This window comes from Methylosinus sp. sav-2, assembly GCF_004366495.1.
GTDB lineage: Bacteria > Pseudomonadota > Alphaproteobacteria > Rhizobiales > Beijerinckiaceae > Methylosinus.
In genome coordinates this window covers 73,263-91,609 of sequence record NZ_SOEJ01000004.1, presented here as the reverse complement: position 1 = coordinate 91,609, position 18,347 = coordinate 73,263, and the positions used below count along the sequence as shown (strand labels likewise).

At 65.2% G+C, this 18,347-nt stretch carries 17 protein-coding genes and 1 pseudogene; 16 read left to right on the top strand and 2 right to left on the bottom strand.

Going from position 1 to position 18,347, the window contains the following annotated elements; genetic code table 11:
- Nucleotides 1-35: 35 nt before the first annotated feature.
- Nucleotides 36-548 (bottom strand): Lrp/AsnC family transcriptional regulator, encoded by a 513-nt coding sequence (locus tag EDE12_RS10315; protein ID WP_024880444.1) that lies wholly within the window; start codon nt 546-548, stop codon nt 36-38.
- Between the two features lie 383 nt (nt 549-931).
- On the opposite strand from EDE12_RS10315, the gene EDE12_RS10310 reads away from it, so the two are divergent.
- The 8 genes and pseudogenes from EDE12_RS10310 to EDE12_RS10275 form a co-directional block, all read left to right on the top strand.
- Nucleotides 932-1,393: an Rrf2 family transcriptional regulator gene (locus EDE12_RS10310; RefSeq protein ID WP_024880443.1), complete on the top strand. Its 462-nt coding sequence runs from the start codon at nt 932-934 to the stop codon at nt 1,391-1,393.
- A 227-nt stretch (nt 1,394-1,620) separates the two neighbouring features.
- Nucleotides 1,621-2,343 carry a protein-L-isoaspartate O-methyltransferase gene (locus tag EDE12_RS10305; protein ID WP_026598955.1) on the top strand — a complete coding sequence of 241 codons (723 nt, stop codon included), beginning with the start codon at nt 1,621-1,623 and terminating at the stop codon, nt 2,341-2,343.
- Nucleotides 2,344-2,485: 142 nt separating this feature from the next.
- On the top strand, nt 2,486-3,910 hold the full coding sequence (locus tag EDE12_RS10300; protein WP_026598954.1) for a TolC family outer membrane protein: 1,425 nt from the start codon (nt 2,486-2,488) through the stop codon (nt 3,908-3,910).
- Nucleotides 3,911-4,098: 188 nt separating this feature from the next.
- Nucleotides 4,099-4,857 (top strand): DUF2497 domain-containing protein, encoded by a 759-nt coding sequence (locus EDE12_RS10295; protein WP_024880440.1) that lies wholly within the window; start codon nt 4,099-4,101, stop codon nt 4,855-4,857.
- 44 nt (nt 4,858-4,901) lie between these two features.
- On the top strand, nt 4,902-5,255 hold the full coding sequence (locus EDE12_RS10290; protein ID WP_026598952.1) for a septum formation initiator family protein: 354 nt from the start codon (nt 4,902-4,904) through the stop codon (nt 5,253-5,255).
- Between the two features lie 150 nt (nt 5,256-5,405).
- Complete coding sequence (gene pdhA, locus EDE12_RS10285; RefSeq protein ID WP_024880438.1) at nt 5,406-6,443, top strand: pyruvate dehydrogenase (acetyl-transferring) E1 component subunit alpha; 1,038 nt, start codon at nt 5,406-5,408, stop codon at nt 6,441-6,443.
- A 229-nt stretch (nt 6,444-6,672) separates the two neighbouring features.
- Nucleotides 6,673-8,115 carry a pyruvate dehydrogenase complex E1 component subunit beta gene (locus EDE12_RS10280; protein WP_024880437.1) on the top strand — a complete coding sequence of 481 codons (1,443 nt, stop codon included), beginning with the start codon at nt 6,673-6,675 and terminating at the stop codon, nt 8,113-8,115.
- Nucleotides 8,116-8,158: 43 nt separating this feature from the next.
- Nucleotides 8,159-9,091: pseudogene (locus tag EDE12_RS10275) on the top strand (2-oxo acid dehydrogenase subunit E2); the annotation flags it as partial.
- 126 nt (nt 9,092-9,217) lie between these two features.
- Here the strand turns inward: EDE12_RS10275 and EDE12_RS21855 are convergent.
- Nucleotides 9,218-9,364 (bottom strand): hypothetical protein, encoded by a 147-nt coding sequence (locus tag EDE12_RS21855; protein ID WP_157096215.1) that lies wholly within the window; start codon nt 9,362-9,364, stop codon nt 9,218-9,220.
- Here EDE12_RS21855 and EDE12_RS10270 point away from each other — a divergent pair.
- The 8 genes from EDE12_RS10270 (at nt 9,356) to EDE12_RS10235 (ending at nt 18,339) form a co-directional block, all read left to right on the top strand.
- Entirely contained in the window at nt 9,356-9,694 is a 339-nt protein-coding gene (locus EDE12_RS10270; protein WP_024880435.1) for a hypothetical protein, read from the top strand. The genes EDE12_RS21855 and EDE12_RS10270 overlap by 9 nt on opposite strands.
- 105 nt (nt 9,695-9,799) lie before the next feature.
- Complete coding sequence (locus tag EDE12_RS10265) at nt 9,800-10,537, top strand: hypothetical protein (protein WP_024880434.1); 738 nt, start codon at nt 9,800-9,802, stop codon at nt 10,535-10,537.
- A 99-nt stretch (nt 10,538-10,636) separates the two neighbouring features.
- Nucleotides 10,637-12,883 (top strand): primosomal protein N', encoded by a 2,247-nt coding sequence (locus EDE12_RS10260; protein ID WP_024880433.1) that lies wholly within the window; start codon nt 10,637-10,639, stop codon nt 12,881-12,883.
- A gap of 660 nt (nt 12,884-13,543) precedes the next feature.
- On the top strand, nt 13,544-14,323 hold the full coding sequence (locus tag EDE12_RS10255) for a DUF5131 family protein (RefSeq protein WP_026598950.1): 780 nt from the start codon (nt 13,544-13,546) through the stop codon (nt 14,321-14,323).
- A 166-nt stretch (nt 14,324-14,489) separates the two neighbouring features.
- A complete protein-coding gene (locus EDE12_RS10250) occupies nt 14,490-15,746 on the top strand; it encodes a three-Cys-motif partner protein TcmP (protein WP_084768636.1) in 1,257 nt (418 codons plus the stop codon).
- Between the two features lie 126 nt (nt 15,747-15,872).
- The gene (hemC, locus tag EDE12_RS10245) at nt 15,873-16,799 is read left to right on the top strand and encodes a hydroxymethylbilane synthase (protein ID WP_026598948.1); all 927 of its coding nucleotides are present in this window, start codon (nt 15,873-15,875) and stop codon (nt 16,797-16,799) included.
- Nucleotides 16,796-17,497, top strand: coding sequence for a uroporphyrinogen-III synthase (locus tag EDE12_RS10240; RefSeq protein WP_026598947.1), 702 nt, complete (start codon nt 16,796-16,798; stop codon nt 17,495-17,497). The genes hemC and EDE12_RS10240 overlap by 4 nt, the downstream gene beginning before the upstream one ends.
- 83 nt (nt 17,498-17,580) lie before the next feature.
- On the top strand, nt 17,581-18,339 hold the full coding sequence (locus EDE12_RS10235; protein ID WP_084768635.1) for a phytochelatin synthase family protein: 759 nt from the start codon (nt 17,581-17,583) through the stop codon (nt 18,337-18,339).
- Nucleotides 18,340-18,347 lie beyond the last annotated feature (8 nt).

The window sequence follows — 18,347 nt, the reverse complement described above, 5'->3', positions numbered from 1 at the left end:
TATAGTGTTGGTCGCTGACGCGCTTGTCGCAGAGCTTATCCTGCAACGGCTTCTTCGGCCACCCGGCGCGCGCGGGGAAAAGCGATGGGCGGGGCGGTTTCCAGCGGCAGAGCGGTCGTCGCCTTGATCCGCTCCATGGCGAAGCGCGACACGACATTGCGCAGAGGCGCGACCGCGATCAGCCGCTTGTAGAATTCGTCGAAGGCGACCATGTCGGACACGACCACGCGCAGCATGTAATCGACGTCGCCGGCCATGCGATAGAACTCCACCACCTCCGGCATGGCCGCGACGGCGCCGGTGAAGCGGTCGAGCCAGGCGTCCGAATGCTCGCCGGCCACGATGGAGACATAGACGCTGAGGCCGAGGCCGAGCTTCTCGGGCGAGAGCAGGGCGACCCGGCCCTGCAGAACGCCGCTCGCCTCCAGCCGCTGAATGCGCTTCCAGCAGGGCGTTTGCGACAGCCCGACCTGCGCCGCTATGTCGGCGATGGAGAGGGAGGCGTCCTCCTGCAGAATCGAAAGAATGTGCCGATCGATGGCGTCCATTGGCTCGTCCGTGGCGTTCGAGAATGATTTTCCTATAGTCCACAAAAATACTATAACATGTCAAGGTAAGAAGCGACGCTCGAGCCGGTCGGCCGCGGCTGTGACCCTAGCGTTACGAATCCTCGGCCTGGCCGCCGAATTGGCGCGTGAAGAGCGGCGAGGCGGTCGGCGCGCCGGCGAATGGGCTTTCGGTCTGATTTTTCGATGTATTTTATAGGCTGTAGAAGAAAACCGTCATTCGGCTCCGCGCGCCGGCGGGCGCCGGGAAGTGGGCCGCGAGTGGACAATGGGCGCGCAATGGCGCCATTTTGCTGTAGAATTCGTTCGCCGGAGAAAAAATAACCCCTGACGCCGGCGAGGCGGATGCGAGGAGACGCCGCTCGATGTTGACGAAGAAAGCGAAATACGGATTGAAGGCGATGGTCTATCTGGCCGGCTTCGAGCCGGGGCGGACGGCGCTCGTCACCGATATCGCCGCGGCGAATCAAATCCCCAAGAAATTTCTCGACGCCATCCTCGGCGAGCTGCGCAACGCCGGCTTCGTCCATTCCAAGAAGGGGAAGGGCGGCGGCTACACGCTGGCGCGCGCGCCCCAGGAGATACGCGTCGGGAACATCATAAGGGTGCTCGACGGGCCGCTGGCGCCGATCCAATGCGCCAGCCGCACCGTCTATCGCCGCTGCGACGATTGCGAGGACGAGGCCCGCTGCACCGTGCGCCTCTTGATGCTGGAAGCCCGCGACGCCATCGCCAATGTGCTGGACAATCGCACGCTGGCGCAGATGCGCGCCCTCGCCCAGGACGATCCCGCCGGCGCTCTGCTCGGCGAGCTCGAGCGGAATTGAGGGGGGAACGCGCCGGGCCGCCATGGACATGGGCGCGGCGCGAACCTATAAAGCGCACGGCCGAGCTCTTGCAGCGCGGCGAAGCGAATGCGTTCGGCGAGAGGTGCCGGCCCGTCCGAACGCCTTCTTTGGAATTTTGGCGTCTTTCATGAGGCGGGGCGCCCGCGGCGGACCGGCGGCCGTCGTCGAGACCCCCCGCGAGAGGCCGGCGCGACGCCGGAAGGTCGATGGCCGAAGCTGCTGAGCTCCACGCAGAGACGAATTCGCAACAAGGCGCGGCGACCGCGACCCTGCGCCAGACGATGGTCGAGCGGCAGCTGCGCACATTCGATGTGACGGATTTGCCGCTGCTGCGGCGCTTCCTCAACGTGCCGCGCGAGCTCTTCCTGCCGCACGACCTCGCCCCGCTCGCCTATTCCGATCTCGCGCTGACGCTCGAGGACGAGAATGGCCGTCCCGGCCGGGCGCTGCTGCCGCCGCTGGTGCTCGCCCGCCTGCTGCAGGACGCCGGCATTCGCGAGACCGATCGCGTGCTCGATATCGCCGGCGGCACTTTCTACTCCTCGGCGCTGCTGTCGCCGCTGGCGCGCGAGATCGTCGCCCTCGAGGACGACGCCCGCCTCACGGCGACGGCGCGCTCCTATCTGCAATTCATCGGCGCGACCAATGTGCGCGTCGAGACCGGCCCGCTCACGGCCGGCGTTCCCGCCGCCGCGCCCTTCGACGTCATCGTCGTGCAAGGCGCGGTCGAGGAGGGGCTCGATCGTCTCTTCGAGCAGCTCACCCCTGACGGCCGGCTGCTCGCCATCGCCAAGGCGGAGCCGGACGCCGGCTGGGCCGTCACCCGCTTCGACCGCTCCGGCGGCGCTCCGGCCGGCGCGCGCGCTTTGTTCGACGCTTCCGCTCCCGTTCTGGAGGGCTTTGAAAAAGCGCCGGGTTTCGTGTTCTGAGGGCGATCAGTCCAAAGCCTTCGTTGTTTCGGCTTGGATTCGCCCTGTTTCGAGCGTCGTGTTCCGTGAGTAGGCCGTAGGGCTCGCCCCGCGCTCTCGTCGAGCGCCGGGCGCGCTTTGTTCCAGAGCGGGTCTTTGTGGAATGCGTATCGTCGAATTGCGTCCGTCGTCCTGGCTCGGGCTTTGGCTTTTGGCCCTCGGCCTCGCGGCTCCGTCCGCCGCCGGCGCGGAGACGCTGAAGGAGGCGCTGGCGCGCGCCTATCGCGGCAATCCAGACATGAATCAGCAGCGCGCCAATGTGCGCGCCAAGGACGAGGACGCGCCCAAGGCCGCCGCCGGAATGCGTCCCAAAGCGAGCATTTCGGCGAGCGCTGGGCCGCAGAACTCCAACATCAAGATTCCGGCCGGCCGCAGCCAGCTGACCGGCCAGCGCACCTATATGTATGACGAATATGTCGGCTATCCGCGCGGCGCCACGCTGAGCCTGTCGCAGACTCTCTATGACGGCGGCCGCACCGGCAATTCCGTGCGCCAGGCCGAATCGGGCGTCTACGCCGCGCGCGAGGGGATGCGGCTCACCGAGCAGGCGACGCTGCAGAATGGCGCAACCGCCTATATGAATGTTCTGCGCGACACGGCGGTGCTCGATCTGCGCAAGAACAATGTCGCCGTGCTGGAGCAGCAGCTCGAGCGCACGCGGGATCGATTCGCAGTGGGCGAGGTGACGCGCACCGATGTCGCCCAGGCCGAATCGACTCTCGCTCAGGCGCGCACCGAGCTCTATGGCGCCCAGGGGCAATTGAAGACCAGCGTCGCCACTTATCGCCAGATCATCGGCGCCGAGGCGAAAAATCTGCAGCCGGCGCAATCGGTCGAATCGCTGTTGCCGAAATCGCTCGATCAGGCGATCGCCGTCGCCATTGTCGAGCATCCGGGCGTCGTCGCCGCGCAGCATCAGGTGGATGTCGCCGCTTCTGCGGTGAAGGTGGCGGAAGGCGCGCTGGCGCCGACTCTCTCGGTCGCCGCGCAGCTCTCTCAGCAATATGATTCCTTTCTCGGATCGCCCGCGACTCGGCAATTCTCCGCCGGCGCGAGCGGACGGCTCGACGTGCCGATCTATCAGGGCGGCTCCGAATACGCATCGATTCGACAAGCCAAGGAGCAATTGGGCCAGGCGCGCTTCAACGCCGATCTGCAGCGCGACAGCGTGCGCGCCAGCGTCGTCTCCAGCTATGCGCAGCTCGACACTGCGCGCGCTTCGATTCTCTCCGGTCAAGCTGCTGTCAAGGCGGCGGAAATCGCTCTGCGCGGCGTGCGCGAGGAGGCGCAGGTCGGACAGCGCACCACGCTCGATGTGCTCAATGCGCAATATGCGCTGCTCAATGCGCGCGTCTCGCTCATCATCGCGCAGCGCGATCGCGTCGTCGCGTCTTACGCGGCGCTCGGCTCCATCGGGCGCCTCTCGGCCGACAGCTTGAAGCTCGATGTCGTCGCTTATGATCCGACGACGCATTTCGAGCAGGTGCGCGGCATGTGGATCGGCGTCGACACGCCCGCCGAGCGCTGAGCGCCGCGCGATAAGGCCGCGCTGCGTAAAAAATCGTGTGCAAACTCCCTTACGCACAACCCCTGTGGTTTTACCAAAGGGGGGAATCATCGGATGATGCGACTCGACGCTCGAAGTGAGCGGACAAGAATAGCGCGCGGCGATGATATTGCGGAGCCGTCGCCGCGAGACGGGAAGCAGCACATCTCATGAGCGCAGTGAACGCTTCGATCACCGCGCCGGCGCTCGACGCCGAGCGCCGGTCGCACGAGCCGTCGATGGAGGAGATCCTCGCATCGATCCGGCGCATCATCGCCGACGACGACGCTTTGCCGGCCGCGAGGCGCGACAAGGAGAAGCGCCCGGCCGAGCCGCCGCAGCGCGAGGAGGCGCCGCTCGCGCCTGCGCCCGCCGCGCGCGCGCCTGTGGCCGCTCGTCCCGCGGCCCCTGCGCCGGTCGTCGCCGCGCCGGCTCCCGTCTCCGTTCCCGCGGTCGAGCCCGCCAAGCCCGCCGATTTCTGGCTGCGGCCGTCCGCCGCTCCCGAAGAGGAAGCCGCGCCGGCTCCCGAATCGGCGGATCAGAGCCGCTGGTCCGAGGACACGGCGGAGGAGGTCGTCGATGAAACGCTCGACGAGCCCGTCGTCGCGGCGGCCGAGGAGCCCTATGTGCAGGACATAGCGGATGAGCCGGTCGAGGAGCAGATGATCGCGAGCATCGAGCCGAGCCCGTTCGAGCCTGCCAATGACGATCCGACGCCGCTGGTCTCGACCGATGCGGCCATGTCGATCGGCGCGCATTTCCAGGCTCTGGCGGCGAGCATCGTCATCAGCGAGGCCGATCTCATCGAGCGCTATGCGCAGGACATGTTGCGGCCCATGCTGAAGCAATGGCTCGACGACAATCTTCCGCATCTCGTCGAGCGCCTCGTGCGCGCGGAGATCGAGCGGGTGGCGCGCGGGCGGCGCTGACCGCCCGATTCGGCGAGACCCAGGCCGTTAACGGCGCTTATACAATGTTCGCGCAAAGTGGCGGCATGTTCGCTCGTCATGTTCTGCGCTCCTTTCTGATCCCCCTGCTGCTCTACGGAGCGGCGGGGCTCGTGGCGAGCTATTTCGTCTGGCACGGCGTCAACGGCCAGCGCGGGCTCAAGACCGGCGTCGAATATGAGCAGCGCATCGCCGAGCTGCGCGCCGAGCTCGGCGGGCTGAAGGCCGAACGTTCCCAATGGGAGCGTAAGCTGGCGCTGGTGCGCGGCGATGTCGTCGACGCCGATATTCTGGACGAGGAGGCGCGCCTGGTGCTCGGCCGCGCGCATCGCAACGACATTGTAATCCTCACGCCGCCTGCGTCGCCGCCGCGTCGCTGAGGACAGCGCCGCGAGACGGCTCGTTTTCGGCGCGCGCTCGAGCTATTCTGCCGAAGGCGGAGCCCTCGCCGCGATGCGGGAGGGACGAGGGCTCGCTCTTCGCCTCACGCGCTCCCAGATATTGTCAAACGACGACGAGGACGGGCGGCCATGCCGGCAGCGGACAGACACGCGAAAATCGCCGATGTGGCCAGCGCCGCCGAGGGCGCGCAGGCCGAGGGCGGCATTCTGGCCTTCACGCGCGAGCAGGAGCTATCCGCCTATCGGGCGATGCTGCTGATCCGCCGCTTCGAGGAGAAGGCCGGCCAAATGTATGGCATGGGCCTCATCGGCGGCTTCTGCCATCTCTACATCGGCCAGGAGGCGGTGGTCGTCGGCGCGCGAATGTCGGCGAAATCCACAGATCAATTCATCACCGGCTATCGCGACCACGGCCATATGCTCGCCTGCGGCATGGAGCCGAGGCGGGTGATGGCGGAGCTCACCGGGCGGCGGGGCGGCTATTCCAAAGGGAAGGGCGGCTCTATGCACATGTTCTCGCGCGAGAAGAATTTTTATGGCGGCCATGGCATCGTCGGCGCGCCGGCCCCGCTCGGCGTCGGCCTCGCTTTCGCCGATCTCTATCGCGGCGACGGCTCCGTCTCGCTGACCTTCTTCGGCGACGGCGCCGCCAATCAGGGCCAGGTCTACGAGAGCTTCAATATGGCGGAGCTCTGGAAGCTGCCCATCGTCTTCATCGTCGAGAATAATCGCTACGCTATGGGAACGTCGGTGGAGCGTTCTTCCGCGCAGGCGAATTTTTCCATGCGCGGCACAGCTTTCAACATTCCCGGCCGGCAGATCGACGGCATGGATGTGCGCGCCGTCGCCGCCGCTGCGCGCGAGGCGCTCGACTGGTGCCGCGCCGGCAAGGGGCCTTTCCTCATCGAGGCGCAGACCTATCGCTATCGCGGCCATTCCATGTCCGATCCTGCCAAATATCGCTCCAAGGAAGAAGTGCAGCGCGTGCGCGAGGAGCATGATCCCATCGAGCAGGTGCGCGCCCGTCTGCTGGCCGGCGGGATCGGCGAGGACGAGTTGAAGCAGATCGACGCCGCCGTGCGCCGCATCGTGTCCGAGGCGGCGGATTTCGCGACCAATGATCCAGAGCCAGATCCAAGCGAATTGTGGACGGATGTGGTTCTATGAGGGAAGGGCGGGCTCATCGCGCTCTTCTCCTTCTCCCGCTTGCGGGAGAAGGTGGCCCTCGCGTCAGCGAGGGTCGGATGAGGGCCCGCGATTTTTCTGCTCCTTCGAGACTTACGGCCCGAGGCGGTTGTTGCAGCGATAGCCCTCATCCGACCCGGCTTCGCCGGGCCACCTTCTCCCACAAGTGGGAGAAGGGAGCGCGCGCCCTCTTTATTGTGCGGATAAATCCATGACCGTGAATGTCCTCATGCCCGCGCTGTCGCCCACGATGGAGCAGGGCAAGCTCGCCAAATGGCTCAAGAACGAAGGCGACAAGGTCAAGGCCGGCGATGTCATCGCCGAGATCGAGACCGATAAGGCGACGATGGAGGTGGAGGCCGTGGACGAGGGCGTGCTCGCCCGCATCCTCGTGCCGGGCGGCGCCGAGAATGTCGCCGTCAACACGCCCATCGCCGTCATCGCCGAGGAGGGCGAGGAGATCGGCCCCGCGGAGGCTCCGCCTTCGACGCCGGCCGCCGCCCCCACCGAGAACGCCGCGCCTGCGCCCGCCAAGGCGCCGGATATTCCAGCCTCCGCTCCGCAGGAGGCGGCTGCCGCCGCCGCCGTCCCCGCTGCGCCGGCCGCGACTGCGGCCGAGCCCGCCGCTCCTTCGCCCGCAGTCGCCGTCCCCGAAATTCCGGCCGATACGACGCTCCTCCCCATGACCATGCGCGAAGCTCTGCGCGACGCCATGGCCGAGGAGATGCGCCGCGACCAAAATGTCTTCGTCATCGGCGAGGAGGTCGCGGAATATCAGGGGGCGTATAAGGTCACGCAGGGCCTGCTGCAGGAATTCGGCCCGCGCCGCGTCGTCGACACGCCGATCACCGAATATGGCTTCGCCGGCCTCGCCGTCGGCGCCGCCTTCGCTGGGCTGCGGCCGATCTGCGAATTCATGACCTTCAATTTCGCCATGCAGGCGATCGACCACATCGTCAATTCCGCGGCCAAGACGCTCTATATGTCCGGCGGGCAGATCAATTGCCCCATCGTCTTTCGCGGCCCCAATGGCGCCGCCGCCCGTGTCGCCGCGCAGCATAGCCAGGATTACGCGGCCTGGTTCTCGCAAGTGCCGGGGCTGAAGGTCGTCGCACCCTCCAACGCCTCCGACGCCAAGGGGCTCTTGAAGAGCGCCATTCGCGATCCCAATCCCGTCGTCTTCCTCGAGAACGAGATTCTCTACGGCAAGCAATGGGACACGCCCATGCTCGAGGATTTCCTCATTCCCATCGGCAAGGCGCGCATCGCGAGGCCGGGAACGGATGTGACGCTCGTTTCCTTCTCCATCGGCGTCATCCATTGTCTTTCGGCCGCCGAGGCGCTGGCCAAGGAGGGGATAGAGGCGGAGGTCGTCGATCTGCGCACGCTGCGGCCGATGGATGTTCCCGCCATCATCGAATCGGTGAGGAAGACCGGCCGCTGCGTGGCGGTGGAGGAGGGCTGGCCGCAATGCGGCATAGGCGCGGAGATCGCCGCCCGCGTGCAGGAGGAGGCCTTCGATTATCTCGACGCCCCCGTTCTGCGTGTCACCGGCAAGGACGTGCCCATGCCCTATGCCGCCAATCTCGAGAAGCTGGCTCTGCCTTCCGTCGCCGATGTGATCGCGGCGGCGAAGGCTGTTCTCTATAGGTGACCTCATGGCTCTCTCTGGAGACGAGCGGCTCGCCCCCGGCGGAGCCGACGGACGCATCTTCGCTTCCCCCTTGGCGCGCAGGCTGGCCAGGGAAGGCGGACTCGATCTTTCCGCTCTGAAGGGCTCCGGCCCGCATGGCCGCATCATAGAGCGCGATGTGAAATCGGCGCTCGGCTCCGGCGCGCGGCCCGTGGCGGCGCCGTCTTCCGCCCCGGTGATCGAGGCGCCGGTCGGAATGTCGGACGCCGTGGTGCGCCAGCTCTTCGCGCCCGGCTCCTTCACCGAGGTTCCTCATGATTCGATGCGCAAGGCGATCGCGCGGCGCATGGTCGAGGCGGTGCGCACGATTCCGCATTTCGCGCTGCAGACGGATTGCGAGATCGACGCGCTGCTGCATCTGCGCGAGGATTACAACAGCGCCGCGCCCAAGGGCGCGAATGGCGAGCCCGAGTGGAAGGTCTCGGTCAACGACATCATCGTCAAGGCCATGGCGCTGGCGCTGCAGAAGGTTCCCGACGCCAATGTCACCTTCACGCAGACGGCGATGCTGAAGCACAAATCTTCCGATGTCGGCGTCGCCGTCTCCATCCCCGGCGGGCTGGTGACGCCCATCGTGCGCAACGCCGAGACCAAGAATTTCCGCGAGATCGCGATCGAGCTGAAGGATTTGGCGCGGCGCGCGCGCGAACGAAAATTGAAGCCCAATGAATATGAGGGCGGCGCGACCGCCGTCTCCAATCTCGGAATGTTCGGCGTCAAGAATTTCGCCGCCGTGATCAATCCGCCGCATGCGACGATTCTCGCCGTCGGCGCCGGCGAGGAGCGCATCATCGCCAGAAATGGCGCGCCCGCCGTGGCGACGATCATGAGCGTCACCCTCTCCGTCGATCATCGCGCCGTCGATGGCGCGCTGGGCGCCACGCTGCTCGCGGAGTTCAAGCGGCTGATCGAGCATCCGGCGGCCATGCTCGTCTGAGCGGCCGTCGATGGGCGCGGCGCGCGAGCAGCCGCGCCGCCCGTCTCCGTAATAGCGCGTATAACGTAACGCGAATATTTCACGAAGCTCACACGAACCTCGCATAACCTTCGCGTAACATGATTTTCAGCCGAAAATTCCAAAAATTCCTTTGACGATACGCTCTCCCGACAGGACGGTGACAGGGCGCTGATCTATGATGGCGTCCATTCGGTCATCGGCGACGCTCGGATCACGAGAGATTTGCCCAAAGGAGATTTCGAGATGGATCATGTCTCGCGCGACGCCCAGGGGGGCTGGCGCGACCTGTCGCTCTATCTTCCAGCCCGCGCGCGGATGCGTCCCATTCTGCGGCGCAAGGCGCAATCCCTCGTTCACACCGGCGCTCTCTCTCCCGACTGCATCGTCACCTCTATTTTCGAGACCGGCGAATCTGTGATGTGCGTCACGCAATTCGCATTCGGCGGAGGCGCGCGCCACACGCTCATCGCGCCGCTCGCGCAGCTCGCTTTCGATCGCGGCGGACCGCTGTCGAAGGAGATCGATCTTTTGCGCGCGCGGCCCTCGCGCGCTCTCGGCCGCCGGCCCCCGGAGATTTCTTAACGCTTCGTTCATCGGCTTGTGCGCGCGAGCACAGAAGCTCGGAGCCCCGTCCCGCAATATCTCAGCGTTCGAAACGAGCAAGAGACATTGGGACGGAGCATTGCGATGACCGATTTTGCCAAGAACCTTTTTGATTTCATCAAGAGCGTGACCCTGGCGACGGCGATCGGCGCGCCGACCGCCGCAGCCGGGGTCTTCGTCTATGAGCGGCCCGACTCGGCGCTGATGCTGCTCTCCAAGGTTCAGTCGGTCGAGATCGGCGATTTCAAGCTTGCGCTCGGACAAAAGGCTTTCGAGATCAACCCCGATCTCGGCGCGAAAAAGAACTCCATGGGCGATCTCATCGCCCGCGCGCGAAACCTCGGGCCGCGCGAGGTGGAGCGGTTGATCCATCTTCTTCCGCTCGACGCCGCGAGCATGGACAGGCTCGGCGCCGATGCGGTCAAATGCGACTATGACAGAGCCGATGCGCGAACGCGCCTCTTTGCCGTCATCGACAAATCTCTGGAAGAGAAGAAGCTGGTCGAGATCATGCGGCGTGACGAGCTGATCGATCAAAAGACGCATGAGGTCTATGGTCCTCCGAGCGCTTGCTATCGTGTCGTCCTCACCGCGCTCGGCGCCGATGTGAAGTCGATGATCGTCTCCGAATTGACCCGTTATTTCACCAGCGAGCTGGATGTGGGAGCGCCCCCGGCCGCCGTCAAGCCCGCGAGCGACAAGCCTGCGAGCGACAAGCCCGTGAGCGCCAAGCCGGCGAGCGAGAGGCCGGTGAGCGAGCGGAGCCGGACGAAATTCGCCCAGCCCCGCCGCGACGCGGCGAAGCGGATCGCCGCCCGCTGAGCGCCCGCCGCCCAAAATATCGGAGCTTCGTCCTTCGGTCGTGTTTTCTTCAAGCGAACCAATTCCCACTTCGCTCGAAAACACTTTAAGACAACGCCCATGAGCGGCGAGGCGGACACGAGGGAAGGGGCGCAGATCGTCGAGATCCTGCTGCCGGTGGCCGTCGATATGGCCTATTCCTATTACGCGCCGCCGGCGCTGCGGCTTTCGCCGGGAGATTGCGTCGAGGTTCCGCTGGCGACGCGCAAATCCTTCGGCGTCGTCTGGTCGGTCGCGCCGGCGGGCGCCGCCGGGCCGGGCAATCTCAAATCCGTCATCGCCAAATATGACCGGCCGCCGCTGGGCGAGACGTTGCGCAGCTTCGTCGATTGGGTGGCGCGCTGGACCTTGGCGCCGCGCGGCATGGCGCTGCGCCTCGCCACCCGCGCGGTGGAGGAGGCGGCGCCGGAGACGCCCCGCGTCGGCTATCGGCTCGCCGGTCCGCCGCCCGAGCGCATGACGGCGGCGCGGGCGCGCGTCATAGAGGCGGCGGAGGGCGGCCTCACTTTCTCCAAGGGCGAGCTCGCCCGCGCGGCGGCCTGCTCCAATGGTGTCGTCGATGCGCTGGTCGACGCCGGCGCGCTCGAGGCCGTCGCTCTGCCGCCGGAGCCCGTCGCCGGCGCGCTGGATCCCGATTTCGCGCGCGCGCCGCTGGAGGCCGAGCAGCTCGCGGGCGCCGAGGCGCTGACGAGCGCTGTGGAGCAGGGCGGCTATCGGCCCTTTCTGCTGGAGGGCGTCACCGGCGCCGGCAAGACGGAGGTCTATTTCGAGGCCGTCGCGGCGGCTCTGCGCGCCGGCGGGCAGGCGCTGGTCTTGATGCCGGAAATCGCGCTCACCGCGCAATTCCTCGAGCGCTTTGCCGCGCGTTTCGGGGCCAAGCCCGCCGAATGGCATTCCGGCGTCTCCGAGCGCAAGCGCGCGCGGCTGTGGCGCGGCGTCGCGCTCGGCGAGGTGAAGGTCGTCGCCGGCGCGCGCTCGGCGCTGTTCCTGCCCTTTTCGAATTTGCGGCTCATCGTCGTCGATGAGGAGCATGAGGCCGCCTATAAGCAGGAGGATGGCGTCGCCTATCACGCCCGCGACATGGCGGTGGTGCGCTCGAGGCTCGAGGGCGCGACCATCGTGCTCGCCTCGGCCACGCCCTCCATCGAGACGCGCGTCAATGCGCAGACCGGCCGCTACGGCTATCTGCGCCTCACCGCCCGCGCCAATGCGAGGCCCATGCCGCGGATAGAGGCGATCGACATGCGCGCCAATGGGCCGGAGCGCGGACGCTGGCTCGCGCCGCGGCTGGTGGCGGAGGCGCAGGAGACGATCGCGCGCGGCGAGCAGGTTCTCTTCTTCCTCAATCGGCGCGGCTATGCGCCGCTCACTCTGTGCCGCAGCTGCGGCCATCGCTTCCGCTGCGAGAATTGTGACGCCTGGCTGGTCGAGCATCGCTTTCGCCGCGCGCTGGTCTGCCATCATTGCGGCCATGTCGAGCGCCGCCCGCACATATGCCCGGAATGCGAGGCGGAGGATTCGCTCACCGCCTGCGGGCCGGGCGTCGAACGGCTGGCGGAGGAGGCGGCGATCCTCTTCCCGGACGCCCGCACTCTGGTGCTCTCCTCGGATTTTCCAGGCGGGCAGGAGCGCTTGCGCCGCGAGCTCGCCGAGATCGCGGCCGGCGCTTTCGATATCGTCATCGGCACGCAATTGGTGGCCAAGGGGCATAATTTCCCCTTTCTCACTCTGGTCGGCGTGGTGGACGCCGACAGCGGGCTCGGCAGCGGCGATCCCCGCGCCGCCGAGCGCACTTTTCAGCTGCTGAACCAAGTGACCGGCCGCGCCGGCCGCGGCGACAAGCCGGGCAGCGCGCTGATTCAGAGCTGGCAGGCCGACCATCCGGTCATTCGCGCCATTCTCTCCGGCGAGGCGGAGGCGTTCTACGCGCAGGAGACGCGATTGCGCGAGCGCGCCGGCCTGCCGCCCTTCGGACGCCTCGCGGCGCTGATCGTCTCGGCCAAGGACGCCGGCGCCGCCGAGACCCATGCGCGCGCTCTGGCGCGGGCGGGGCATTCGCTGCCCTCCACCGATCGCTATCGCGTCGCCCCGGCCGGCGGCCTGCCGGAGGCCGATGAGATCGTGGTGCTCGGCCCGGCCGAGGCGCCCATCTCGCTCATTCGCGGGCGCTATCGTTTCCGCCTGCTGGTGAAGGCGCCCAAGAGCGCCGATCTGCAGGCCTATCTGCGCGCCATGCTGGCGGCGGCGCCCAAGGAGCGCGGCGGCGTGCGCGTGGCTGTGGATGTCGATCCGCAGAGCTTTTGGTGATGTAGGAAAATAATCCCATCATCCTGAGGCGCTTTTTGCGGGAACGCAAAAAGCCTCGAAGGATGCTCCGCGCGCGGCGGCCGACCCTTCGAGACGCCTGCTGCGCAGGCTCCTCAGGGTGAGGGACTGTTTACGCGCCCGCGCGAGCGCGCCCCGGCGCTTTGCTGCGCGGGGGTGGGAAAGGGCGTTTCGGGACGCTCCGGCCCCTTACGGCCGTTGCGCGAAAAAATTCGATCGGGTCCAGAGCGTCCCGAAACGCGGTTGTCGTTCTCGTCGACATCCCGAGGCTTGGTCGAACCCGCGAATCCTGGGGTTTCTCGATCAAGACGCGATCGAGTCCGACGGCCTGGGATCACGGAGCGGTTCTTTTTTCTCCCTATGGACGGGAGAAGAACGCCGCCCGGCGACGCGCTGCCTGTCCATGGACGGGGGTCGCCATCCCGGATGGAGCCGCCCCCCGCCCGCGCCCCACGACCCGAGGAGCGCGCCCTTTGTGGGCGGGAGTGGGAGGGATATAGGAATATTTTCAGGATGTGTCAAGGAAGTTTGTTCATGCCCTGAAGCTCGTAGTGGTCCCGTCCGAACTCGCTATTAACCGTCAAACTGCTATTGACCGCGTTCAAAGATCGACGTCATCAACAGTGTGATGAAGGGACGGTCATGGCTGAGACTCAAATTGAGTGGACGGACGCGACCTGGAATCCGGTTGCAGGCTGTTCTCTCGTCAGCGCCGGCTGCACGAATTGCTATGCCATGGAGATGGCAAGTCGTCTTAAAGCGATGGGCGTACCGAAGTATAGGGGACTTACTCGGCACAGTGGAAAGCGAGCGATTTGGAACGGAATCGTGCGCGAAGATGAAGTTTCATTGGGTATTCCATTGAACTGGAAGAAGCCACGAAAAATCTTCGTAAACTCGATGTCCGACCTATTTCACGAACGTGTGACAGACACTTTCATTCTGAAAGTGTGGGAGGTAATGCGCGCGACTCCACGCCACCATTATCAAATCCTCACCAAACGCCCAGAACGAATGGGCGCCCTTGTTCGCTCCAAGATCGGCGAAGTTCTGCCAAACGTATGGTTGGGCACGAGTGTGGAGAATGCTGAGGTCGCCGAGCGCATCGATTGTCTCCGCGCCGTGCCAGCGGCAATTCGTTTTATTTCGTTTGAGCCGCTGATAGGCTCGCTGGGAGCTGTCGATCTGCATGAGATTCACTGGGCAATCGTCGGCGGAGAGAGCGGGAGGTGGGCTCGCCCAATCCGCGAGGAGTGGATTGACGAAATCTTCGATAGTTGTGCGACGTACAACACGGCATTTTTTTTCAAGCAGTGGGGGGCGTGGGGAAAAGACAATAAACGTCGTTCCAAAAAGGCCAACGGACGCGTATATCGTGACAAGGTTTGGGACGAAGTTCCGAACGCCTCCGTCTCACTCTGAGCGCCCATCTGGAGCGTCCAGCCCAAGAATATTTCTGACGTAAACAGAGTTGGTTTCGTCATAGTATTTAGTAATGAGTTAGTCTAGAATTGTGCGTATCGCGTCGACGCGTTTCCGATAATAGAGCTCTACGAAGTTGGCGACAAGGAACGGAGCACTCTACGCGATGAGCTATGCCTGGAGGATAGGGGAGCCGCTTCCTGATCTTGGCGCTCACAGCGTCGCGAAACACGATATATTCGAACAATACATCAAAGTCTATATCGAACGGCTAACACGTAACCCGAGCCAGACGATGCTCAATCTGACCATCGTTGATGGCTTCAGCGGTGGCGGACTCTATCGAAGAGGCGCCGCCGAAGTAGATGGCTCTCCACTACGTTTGTTGGCAGCTGTTGAGAGCGTAGAAAGGGAGCTGAAAGCGGTCCGTGCGAAAGGCTTTGACCTCAAGGTAGATTTCTTCTTTGTCGATGCCAACCCCTATCACGTGGCCTTTCTCAGAGACTTGCTTGAGAAGCGCGGCTACGGGTCTCGTCTCGGAAAGAACATTTTTATCCATGAAGCCCTGTTCGAGGACGTCAGCGGCAACTTGATTGCCCACATTCAGAATAAGGGTTCCGCAAACCGCTCCCTATTTTTTCTGGACCAGTATGGCTGGAGCGACGTTCGACTCCAAACGATCCGTTCGATCCTGGCCACGTTGAAAAAACCCGAAATCCTGCTGACATTCGCTGTCGATGCCCTCATCGACTTCTTGTCCGTGAAGACAGCAGACGCACAAGCGCTCTTGAATATCGATCTTGATCGCGAGGATGTTCGGGCGTTGACCGAACTGAAGACCCAAGCAGGGTGGCGCCACCTAATTCAGAATGGTCTATATCGTCATGTCCAAAGCCGGACTGGGTCACGATTTTACACGCCTTTCTTTATTCATTCGGTGGAGGCGCACCGATCATACTGGTTATTGCATTTTTCAAATCATCGGCAGGCTCGAGATGAGATGGGAAAGCTGCACTGGCGGCTAAAAAACCATTTTCAACATCACGGCGGCGCTGGATTCCGTGCGCTCGGTTTCGATCCGTCGAAAGATCTCCGGCAGGATGTTATGTCTTTTATGTTCGACGATGACGCGATGAAGCGCTCGGAAGCGGCCGTCTTGGAACAGCTTCCCCGAATGATCCATGCAGCGAACCGTGACGGTACGGGACTCGTCGTCGAGGATCTGTTTGCAGGGAACTGCAATGATACACCAGTTACCTCAGACATTCTTAGTCGTCAGATTGCGTTCCTTCGCGATGAAGGCGAACTCTCGATTGTGGCGCCGGATGGCTCAAAAAAGCTGAGAACAAAAACGATCAATTGGGACGATCGTTTGGTCCTGCCGGTCGAGAGATCGCTGTTTAGCCGTTTAGGTTGGAGTTAAGACGTTCCTGCCAGAGCGTCCCCTCCTAACGCCCTCTCCGAAACTCCCCGACCCCCTCCCGCCCGCTTGTAGCCCGGCCGCTTTTCCCTATAGTCCGCCTCGACAATTCCCACGGCGGACGAGGCTATGACGACCACACAATTGCGCATCGGCACACGCGGCAGCCCTCTCGCTCTGGCGCAGACGCGGCAGCTGCGGGCCTTGCTGGCCGCGGCGCTCGGCCTCGAGGCGGAGACGCTGCCGATCGAGGTCATCCGCACCACGGGAGACATGATCCAGGACCGGCCGCTCTCGGAATCGGGCGGCAAGGGGCTGTTCACCAAGGAGCTGGACGTCGCCCTCATCGAGGGGCGCATCGATCTCGCCGTGCATTCCTCCAAGGATTTGCCGACGCATCTGCCGCCTCAGATCGCCATCGCCGGCTATCTCCCGCGCGAGGATGTGCGCGACGCCTGGATCGGCCGCAATGGCGCGACGCTCGACGCGCTGCCGAAGGGCGCGGTGGTGGGCACGGCCTCGCTGCGGCGCGGCGCGCAGGTGAAGCGGCTGCGGCCGGATGTCTCCATCGTGCTGCTGCGCGGCAATGTCGAGACCAGGCTGCGCAAGGTGGAGAGCGGCGAGGTGGACGGCACGCTGCTGGCGCTCGCCGGGCTCAAGCGGCTCGGCCTCGAGCGCCACGCCACCGCCATTCTGCCGATAGAGGATTTTCTTCCTGCCGCCGGACAGGGCGCCATAGCCGTCACCAAGCGCGCCGGCGATGCGAGCGTCCGCGCGGCTCTGGCCGCCATTCTCGATCCGGCGACCGCCGCCGCGCTCGCCGCCGAGCGCGCCTTTCTCACCGTGCTGGACGGTTCCTGCCGCACGCCCATCGCCGCCCATGCCAAGCTTGACGGCGAGGAGATCGAATTCCACGGCATGGCGCTGCGGGCGGATGGCTCGCAAGTCTATGAGGCGCGCCGGCGCGGGCCGTCCATGGATGCGGCGCTGATCGGCGACGCCGCCGCCAATGAGATTTTGCTGCGCCTGCCCAATGGAGTCGCGGGTCTCACATGAGGCGCGTTCTCGTCACGCGGGCGAGAGAGGACGCCGAGCGCACGGCGGAAGAATTGCGGCGGCGGGGCTTTGCGCCGCTGATCGCGCCGGTTCTGGAGATCGCCGCCACGGGCGCGCCGATTCCGGCCGAGCGCTTCGACGCGGTTCTGGCGACCAGCGCCCGCGCGATTCAATTTGCGGAAGGGCTCGCGGCCTCGAGCGCGCCGTTTTTCGTCGTCGGCGGCAAGACGGCGCAGGCGCTGTCCGCGCGCGGCGCGCAGGTGGAGGCGAGCGCGCCCGATGTGGCGGCGCTGACGCTTCTGCTCGGCGCGCGCTTCGCGGCGCCGGCGCGTTTTCTCTATCTCGCTGGCCATGATCGCAAGGACGATCTCGAAAGTTTTTTGCGCGCGCGCGGACATGTGGCGACAGTGGTCGAGACCTATGAGGCGCGCGCCGTCGCCGCTCTTGGGGAAGAAGCCCGCGCCGCTCTGGCCGCTGGCGAAATCGACGCCGCGCTGCATTATTCCGCGCGCAGTGCATCGATCTTCCTCGCTCTGGCGGATGCGGCCGGCGCCCCGGCCACGCTTCGCACGCGCGTCACGCATTTCGCTCTGTCCGAGGATGTCGCGCGCGTGCTGCGCGCCGCCGGCTGCGCCAATGTGCGCGTCGCCGCGGCGCCGGATCAGGCGAGCCTATTGGCCGCGCTCGAGGCGCAATAAAGCCGCCTTTGCGGGACAAGAATTGCATGGGCTCATCGCGCTTCCCGCGCCGCGCCCGCGCTCCCGCTGCTTTCGAGGACGAAATGACGAAACGGCCGATCCCGCAGCGGCGCATGACCGCCATTTTCGCGCTTCTCTTTTGCGCAATCGCCGCCGCAGTCTCGCCGGCGCTGGCGGAGCGGCTGCCGCTCTCGGATAATCTCGTCGATCTGCGCAGCGCGCAGGGGCGCGAATGGTTTCTCGAATCGGAGGCGCGCGAGGCCTATTGGCCGCTCTCGTCGGAATTCGTCACGCAGAAGAACGGCTCCTTCTGCGGCGTCGCCACTCTGGCGATGCTGCTCAATGCGCTCGACATTCCCGCGCCCGCCGGCGGCGAGGGGCCGGGGAGCTTCTCGCAGGACAATCTGTTCAGCGAGAAGACCGAGGCGGTGGTGAAGCAGGAGAACATTCTGCGCCGGGGCATGACGCTGGACGAGTTCGGCGGCCTCGTCGCCAGCTTCGGCCTCGAGGCGAAGGTCACGCATGCGGCGCAGAGCTCGCTCGCGGCGTTTCGCGCCAGCGCGATCGAGCAGCTCTCGCGCAAGCGGCGGCATGTCGTCGTCAATTATCAGCGCGCCGCGCTCGGCCAGACGCGCAGCGGGCACATTTCGCCGCTCGCCGCCTATGACGCCAAGACGGATCGCTTCCTGCTGCTCGATGTCGCGCGCTACAAATATCCGCCCGTGTGGATCGCGGCCGCCGAGCTCTTCGACGCGATGAACACGGTCGACGCCGGCAATGAAGGACGCAGCCGCGGCTTCGTGCTCATCGGCCCGCCGGCGGGAATAGGCGGCGGGCAATGAGCGACGTG

Excerpts from the sequence above, each read along its gene's own strand:
- EDE12_RS10315 (WP_024880444.1), bottom strand. The coding sequence starts at position 548 with ATGGACGCCATCGATCGGCACATTCTTTCGATTCTGCAGGAGGACGCC.
- EDE12_RS10310 (WP_024880443.1), top strand. The coding sequence starts at position 932 with ATGTTGACGAAGAAAGCGAAATACGGATTGAAGGCGATGGTCTATCTG.
- EDE12_RS10305 (WP_026598955.1), top strand. The coding sequence starts at position 1,621 with ATGGCCGAAGCTGCTGAGCTCCACGCAGAGACGAATTCGCAACAAGGC.
- EDE12_RS10300 (WP_026598954.1), top strand. The coding sequence starts at position 2,486 with ATGCGTATCGTCGAATTGCGTCCGTCGTCCTGGCTCGGGCTTTGGCTT.
- EDE12_RS10295 (WP_024880440.1), top strand. The coding sequence starts at position 4,099 with ATGAGCGCAGTGAACGCTTCGATCACCGCGCCGGCGCTCGACGCCGAG.
- EDE12_RS10290 (WP_026598952.1), top strand. The coding sequence starts at position 4,902 with ATGTTCGCGCAAAGTGGCGGCATGTTCGCTCGTCATGTTCTGCGCTCC.
- pdhA (WP_024880438.1), top strand. The coding sequence starts at position 5,406 with ATGCCGGCAGCGGACAGACACGCGAAAATCGCCGATGTGGCCAGCGCC.
- EDE12_RS10280 (WP_024880437.1), top strand. The coding sequence starts at position 6,673 with ATGACCGTGAATGTCCTCATGCCCGCGCTGTCGCCCACGATGGAGCAG.
- EDE12_RS10270 (WP_024880435.1), top strand. The coding sequence starts at position 9,356 with ATGGATCATGTCTCGCGCGACGCCCAGGGGGGCTGGCGCGACCTGTCG.
- EDE12_RS21855 (WP_157096215.1), bottom strand. The coding sequence starts at position 9,364 with ATGATCCATCTCGAAATCTCCTTTGGGCAAATCTCTCGTGATCCGAGC.
- EDE12_RS10265 (WP_024880434.1), top strand. The coding sequence starts at position 9,800 with ATGACCGATTTTGCCAAGAACCTTTTTGATTTCATCAAGAGCGTGACC.
- EDE12_RS10260 (WP_024880433.1), top strand. The coding sequence starts at position 10,637 with ATGAGCGGCGAGGCGGACACGAGGGAAGGGGCGCAGATCGTCGAGATC.
- EDE12_RS10255 (WP_026598950.1), top strand. The coding sequence starts at position 13,544 with ATGGCTGAGACTCAAATTGAGTGGACGGACGCGACCTGGAATCCGGTT.
- EDE12_RS10250 (WP_084768636.1), top strand. The coding sequence starts at position 14,490 with ATGAGCTATGCCTGGAGGATAGGGGAGCCGCTTCCTGATCTTGGCGCT.
- hemC (WP_026598948.1), top strand. The coding sequence starts at position 15,873 with ATGACGACCACACAATTGCGCATCGGCACACGCGGCAGCCCTCTCGCT.
- EDE12_RS10240 (WP_026598947.1), top strand. The coding sequence starts at position 16,796 with ATGAGGCGCGTTCTCGTCACGCGGGCGAGAGAGGACGCCGAGCGCACG.
- EDE12_RS10235 (WP_084768635.1), top strand. The coding sequence starts at position 17,581 with ATGACGAAACGGCCGATCCCGCAGCGGCGCATGACCGCCATTTTCGCG.